The sequence below is a fragment of the Pseudoalteromonas lipolytica genome, from assembly GCF_003515105.1.
GTDB classification, from domain to species: Bacteria; Pseudomonadota; Gammaproteobacteria; order Enterobacterales; family Alteromonadaceae; genus Pseudoalteromonas; species Pseudoalteromonas lipolytica.
In genome coordinates this window covers 381,206-387,500 of record NZ_CP032090.1, presented here as the reverse complement: position 1 = coordinate 387,500, position 6,295 = coordinate 381,206, and the positions used below count along the sequence as shown (strand labels likewise).

General features: G+C 39.5%; 7 protein-coding genes and 1 rRNA gene (1 of these 8 only partly in view). 2 read left to right on the top strand and 6 right to left on the bottom strand.

The window, feature by feature from the left end:
* Positions 1–160: ribosomal RNA gene (locus D0907_RS01830) — 16S ribosomal RNA — on the bottom strand (it extends 1,382 nt beyond the left edge of the window).
* A gap of 631 nt (positions 161–791) precedes the next feature.
* On the opposite strand from D0907_RS01830, the gene D0907_RS01825 reads away from it, so the two are divergent.
* The gene (locus tag D0907_RS01825; protein WP_036974477.1) at positions 792–1,271 is read left to right on the top strand and encodes an RNA recognition motif domain-containing protein; all 480 of its coding nucleotides are present in this window, start codon (positions 792–794) and stop codon (positions 1,269–1,271) included.
* Here D0907_RS01825 and murI read toward each other — a convergent pair.
* Complete coding sequence (gene murI / locus D0907_RS01820) at positions 1,234–2,028, bottom strand: glutamate racemase (RefSeq protein WP_036974479.1); 795 nt, start codon at positions 2,026–2,028, stop codon at positions 1,234–1,236. The genes D0907_RS01825 and murI overlap by 38 nt on opposite strands.
* A 66-nt stretch (positions 2,029–2,094) precedes the next feature.
* Positions 2,095–3,210, bottom strand: a complete 1,116-nt coding sequence (locus D0907_RS01815) for a DUF5610 domain-containing protein (RefSeq protein WP_036974482.1) — start codon at positions 3,208–3,210, stop codon at positions 2,095–2,097.
* A gap of 164 nt (positions 3,211–3,374) precedes the next feature.
* Here D0907_RS01815 and trmA point away from each other — a divergent pair, with 164 nt between their 5' ends.
* Positions 3,375–4,472, top strand: a complete 1,098-nt coding sequence (gene trmA, locus D0907_RS01810) for a tRNA (uridine(54)-C5)-methyltransferase TrmA (RefSeq protein WP_075593171.1) — start codon at positions 3,375–3,377, stop codon at positions 4,470–4,472.
* 1 nt (position 4,473) lies between these two features.
* On the opposite strand, the gene D0907_RS01805 is transcribed toward trmA, so the two are convergent.
* From D0907_RS01805 to D0907_RS01795, 3 genes are read right to left on the bottom strand one after another with little or no spacing between them, the layout of a single operon-like run.
* Complete coding sequence (locus D0907_RS01805) at positions 4,474–4,929, bottom strand: 2-thiouracil desulfurase family protein (protein WP_075593172.1); 456 nt, start codon at positions 4,927–4,929, stop codon at positions 4,474–4,476.
* 59 nt (positions 4,930–4,988) lie between these two features.
* Positions 4,989–5,627 (bottom strand): thiol:disulfide interchange protein DsbA/DsbL, encoded by a 639-nt coding sequence (locus D0907_RS01800; protein WP_036974485.1) that lies wholly within the window; start codon positions 5,625–5,627, stop codon positions 4,989–4,991.
* Positions 5,628–5,646: 19 nt separating this feature from the next.
* Complete coding sequence (locus D0907_RS01795; protein ID WP_036974487.1) at positions 5,647–6,270, bottom strand: thiol:disulfide interchange protein DsbA/DsbL; 624 nt, start codon at positions 6,268–6,270, stop codon at positions 5,647–5,649.
* Positions 6,271–6,295: the final 25 nt, after the last annotated feature.

The following is a 6,295-nucleotide window of genomic DNA, read 5'->3' as shown; positions in this document are numbered from 1 at the left end:
TCCAACTGTTGTCCCCCACCATAAGGTACATTCCCAAGCATTACTCACCCGTCCGCCGCTCGTCAGCAGAGTAGCAAGCTACTCTCTGTTACCGCTCGACTTGCATGTGTTAGGCCTGCCGCCAGCGTTCAATCTGAGCCATGATCAAACTCTTCAATTAAAAGTTTTTTCTGTCCTTCCCATAAGGGAGCGGACATGCTCAATGAATTCTGAATTTATTTAACATCTTTCGATGTTGAATTGACTGTGCTGAAATAAGTAAACTTATTTCCGTTGGTCACTCAGTTTAAATTGAGACTCTAAATTTGTTTGTCTTACTACCTAAGTAGCTCGACTGTTAGAACTCAATCTGTACGAGTGCCCACACAGATGATTGCTTTATATTGTTAAAGAACAGTGCGACTTCGTCGCTAGGGATGCGTATAATACATCCTTATTTTTTAGAGTCAACACTTAATTTTAAACTTTCTTTCGAAGATTTAAAACCGAAGTTTTACTTAACTCTCTGCTACGTTGCTCAGCGTCTTTCGTTGCTGTCTCCCGTCTCAGTGGGGTCGCATTATAGGGAGATCCAAAAACAGATCAACACTTTTTTTCGATCTTTTTATCGTTCGCTCACAAAGTGAACTAAAATTACCGAAAATAACAAAAACAGTCGCAATTATGGCTGTTTTTTAAGCCAATATTCATAATTTAATGCAAATTTCATTGCTATGTTCATTTAACGCGTTAAGATAGCAAGTTCACAATGTTAAATTAATGTTTATTTCCTGTTTATTGGTAGATCAAAAATGAAATTACCCGATCAAAAATCTTTTCTTTTCTCTGTTATTCTTGCTGTATTAGGGTTTGTTATTGTTAAGTTTGCATTTTCGAGCTTAGCATTAGACCCTGCGTTGCTATTTGGTGCAGGCTTATTAATTGGTGCTTTAGTTATTGCAGCACTCTCATCAACGGCAAGTGAGGAGGCTGAAGTAAAAACAAAAACACTTTATGTTGGCAACCTTCCTTACCGAGCGAATGAAGGTGTTGTACGCGCTTTATTTGAAGAACAAGGTAAAGTCTTTAACGTTCGTTTATTGAAAGATAAAAACACTGGTAAACGTCGTGGCTTTGGTTTTGTTGAAATGGCTGAGGCAGATGCTGACAATGCAATTAATCAATTAAATGATAGTGAGTTCCAACAACGTACTTTAAAAGTACGTGAAGCAAAACAAAAACAAGAGAACGAGTCTAATAGTTTCCGTGAGGAATCTGATCAATCAGCGTAACAAGCTCTACGCTTAATTGCTGGTGACTAATCGGAGCCGTTGCATAATAGTGCAGCGGCTTTTTTTTGTCTGTTGCTAAATTTAATTGCTGCGTTGTAATAATACTACTGACACGATTTGCAATTGCACGGCCTGAGTCAATCAATTTAACGCGTTTGTCGTAATAGTTATTTATTGCATGGGCTAATAAAGGAAAGTGTGTGCATCCGAGTACTAATACATCAATATCATCTGCAATAGCGAGTTCAGCCATTGCTTCGTTGAATTCGGCTTTGAGTAGTTTTTTACTATGAAACAGTGTTTCTGCAATTTCCACCAGCTTAGTCGAAGCGTACAAGCTCACTTTTGTACCTTGACTGTGTGTCAAAATTAACGTCTCGGTGTATTTGCTTTTTGTAGTCGCGGGCGTGGCAAGTAAACCAATGTGCTTCGTATTACTTATGGCACATGCTGGCTTTATAGCAGGCACAACCCCCACAACTTCAATACTTGTATAGTGTCGAATAACGTCTAACGCAGATGTCGATGCTGTATTGCAGGCAATCACTAATATATCAACATGCAACGCATGCGTGTCTATAAAGTGTAATAGCCCTAATAAGCGTTGAATGATTGTTTGCGAAGTTTGCGCACCATAAGGCAGAAAGGCATTATCCATAAAATAGCTATAATCTGCATTCGGGATCAAAGCTTGGATCTGTTCAAGCACAGTTGTCCCACCAATACCTGAATCAAACACCATTATATGGACTGACAAACTACTTACCTCGGATCATGAAAGGCAAGCAGTTTGCCATGTGACTATCTAAAAAGAAAGCGAAGACTAGTTCTGTTCATTGGCTGAACGTAGTGTATTCATTTGCTCGAACATCGCTTTGGTATAATCAACCAATTTACTGACTTCTTCTTTATCTTGATTTAACCATTGCAATATTCCGGCAAGTTGATTTTGCAAACCAATATCACCAGCTTTATTAAAGGCTTCTTTTAAGTCATCGTTAAAAGGGGCGACCTTTTCTGCAACTTCTTTCTCTGGCGTTGGTTTATATTCTTCGTACCCTTTTATAGCTGCAACTGTTTTGGTTTGCTTCAAATCCATCGAAAAACCGACTAGCTGCTCATTACTCAAGTTAAGCTCTTTAGCTTGTTCAAAGGCTTCATCGAGTGAGCCTGAGAAAAATGTTTCGCTAACGCCTTGTAAGTCTTCCATCAACTCGTTAATGGCCTGCTGCTCTTGCTCATTAAGATCGCCATTCACTGACATAGAAAAAGATAAGTCACGTGATTGTGACGATTCACTGACATACGCTTCGTTGTCACCGTTTTTACTGTAGCTACTAGCGGACTTGCTCTCATATGCATCTGCAAAGCTAATACTGACTTCATCACCTTCGGCTGTGGTAAATGTATATTCGGCATTATTACTTAAGCTCACGTACTGTGCTTGGCTAACCGTCACGGCATTAGGTTTAGGATTAAATAAGTCTTCTTCAAGCTCATCAATACCTTTAAAGATACCTTCTTTCGATTTTTCGATACCCTCTTCGATATCGTCATTTAAGATGCCTGATTCTTTAAGTTCATCATAGGCATCATCGATTCCCATTTGTACGCCTTTGCGTGCCTCGCCTAACATGCCTTTTAACTTTTCATCATCAGCGCCATCTGCTTTTGCTTTACGCAGCGCACCACCAACAAAATTGAGTACATTTTTAACGATCTCATCAAAATCAAACAGGGGTTTATCTTTCTTTTCTTCTGCTTTAGGTAAACCAAGTGCTTGTGCAAGTTTATCGTCGAGTACTTTTGCAGCCAGTTCGCGGCCACGTTGTTGATAGCTATCTTGACGATTTTGAATGGTAGGCTGCTGCACAGACTGTTTACCATTGTATTTATTCAAATTTGTATTAGGCATATAGCCTAGGTTGCCAATTTTCATGATCCGACTCCATTTTATGGTTACCTCATTATCGGCCAAAAATCGCATAACTTAAGTTTTTTGTATAAAAAAACGACACTAAAATAAATAACAAAACTAGACAAATCCTCTCTGCTCCCTACAATAGCGCCGACAAATAGCTAAGAGATAAAAGGTAATCAGCCATGGCGGTTATAAAAATTGATACAACTCAATATGATGCACAATTGAGTGAGAAAGAGCAGCGCATCACGTCACAGTTTAGGCGCTTTGGTGTAAACACATTAGAAGTGTTCAGCTCTGATCCAATTCACTACCGTCAACGTGCAGAGTTTAGAGTGTGGCATGAGGGCGACGATTTATTCCACATTATGTTTGATCAGCAAAGCAAAGAGAAAATTCGCGTTGATGAATTTGATCCCGCCGCGCCACTCGTTGGCGAAGTGATGCAGGTGATGATTGAAAATTTAAAAGGGTGTGAGGTACTTCGCCGCAAGTTATTCCAGATTGATTACCTCTCTAGCTTAAGTGGTGAAATTCTTGTTAGTTTGCTTTACCACAAACCTTTAAACGATGAATGGCTAATTGCGATTAAAGAGCTTAAAGCAAAATTAAGCAGCCAGTTTAAAATCGACTTTATTGGTCGTGCACGTAAGCAAAAAGAAGTGATTGGGAACGACTATGTCGTTGAACGATTGAACGTAAATGGTAAAGAACTCATTTATCAGCAAGTAGAAAATAGCTTTACTCAACCAAACGCAAAAGTGAACATTAAAATGCTGGAATGGGCACAAGCGTTGTGTGAGCCCCTTAATAATGATTTGCTAGAGCTGTATTGTGGTAATGGTAACTTTTCAATTGCACTAGCCGGTTCATTTAACCGAGTACTTGCGACTGAGATCTCAAAGTCATCGGTTTATTCTGCACAGTACAATATTGCTCAAAACAAAGTCGATAATTTAGATATCATTCGTATGTCGAGTGAAGAGTTTACACAAGCCATGAAAGGCGAACGTACTTTTTCACGTTTAGACGGTATTGATCTAAACGGCTATAACTGCCAAACAATTTTAGTCGACCCTCCTCGAGCGGGGATGGATACTCTTACCTGTGATTTGGTGGCGAACTACGACAACATTATCTATATCTCTTGTAATCCCGAGACATTAGAACGAGATCTTGATCACCTTTGCAAAACACACGAAGTGAAACGTTTTGCGATTTTTGATCAATTCCCCTATACACATCATATTGAGTCTGGCGTCTTTTTACAGCGTAAATAACTTAAACTTTTGCCAGCGCAGCCAATAGCGCTGGCAATTGTTGTTCACTGAACACCTGTATATTATTGTCACTAAGTAACTTTGCAGTTAAACCCATTCCTCGAATCTTTTGCCCTGTGTGACTTCCATCATAAATATAATTACGTCCACATGACGGACTAGACTCTTTGAGTAGTGCGAACCGAATCCTTTGTTCTTTGCATACACGTAATGCTTGCTGTGCACCCGCTTTAAACTCTGCGGTGACGTCATGCGCATCCTGTGTTAATACTCTACCCTGGCTAATTTCAGCAGGCGCTCTTGGTGTAGGTAGACCACCCGCAACCTCAGGACAAAAAGACACAATACGCCCTTGCTGCTTCAGTGACTCTAATCCAGGATGTAATAAGTTTTGTGATTGACCGTCATAGCGTACCGGCTTTCCTAGTAAACAACTCGACACTAAAAGTTTTTTCATTTCTTCACCAAACAAAAAAGCTCCGCGAGCGGAGCTTTTAAATAATATTTTCGAGTCTCTTACTTAGCTGCTAAGTAATTAATTAGCTCAGCCATGCTTTTTGCATCGGTAATACCTGAGTCTGCACCTAAGATTAAACGATACTTACCATTCACAATAAAGGTTGGTACGCCTTTTAAGGCTCCTTTTTGTTGATAGTACTCTTGGTCGCGTTTCATTTTCGCTGCTATCGTACGTACTGAAAAACTGTTGTAGTACTTTTCAAAATCTTCAGCAGTTACACCTTGCGATACGAAAATATCTTTCATATCTGCAAGCTCATTAATACGCGCACGTTTACCATGAATGTGGTCAAAAATTGCACCAACTAACGCATCGCTATTTGGGAGTACTGTTGCTGTTGCATAACCTTGCGCAAGCACTGTTTGGATCTCAGGATCACGAGGACCAACAAAATTAACGTGATTCTTTTTAAATTTAACGCCGTCTTTAAGCATTGGCTTAAGCTCAGCAACAATTGGCTCGAAGGTATTACAGTGAGGACAGTAGAATGAAAAAAACTCGGTCACTTCAGGCTTTTTAGAAGCTCGCGCATCAATTGTTTCATAATGCTTACCTTCTTCGTATTGCGCCGCACTCGCTGTGGCAACGAAACCTAGCGTCACGGCCACAAATGCAGCTTTAACTAATTTGATCATTATTCAATCACTCCAAAAATTATTGTTCTAATAAAAACTTTACTAACGCATCAAGCTGCTCTTGGCTCTTGATGGTATTTATATTAATTTTATATTTATCATTCACGATAAAAGTCGGCACACCCGTTAACGCCCCCATCTCTGAGTATTTATTCTGTTTGTCTTGCATCGCTTTTTCTGCACTGATCACAGGCATGCTAGCAATTTCAGAGTCAAACACATCGCCGCTAATACCATTTGTCGCCAATAATGCTTTCACGTCTTTAATATTTTGCAGCGGTGCACGTTGAATATGAATGCTATGAAAAATTTGGTCGGCCACTTGCTCACCTTTACCATGTTGCTTTGCAATTAGGTAAGCATAACTTAGGTTACTTTGTGTTTGTTTCGATACACCACCTAAAAAGTTAACGTGATTCTTAACAAACTCAGTGCCTTCAGGCAGCGTTGAGGCCAGTGCTTTCGCCACTGGTTCAAACTTAAAACAGTGTGGACAGTAAAATGAGAAAAACTCAGTTACTTGTGGTGTAGCACTCTTTTTAGTGTTTAGTACTTCGTATTGATTACCTGCTTCAAAGTCAGCTGCCAGTGCTGCAAAAGGTAAACATAGAATGAGTAGACTTAATTTTAATTTTTTGAACATTGTTTTCTCGTCTTTACTTATCTTT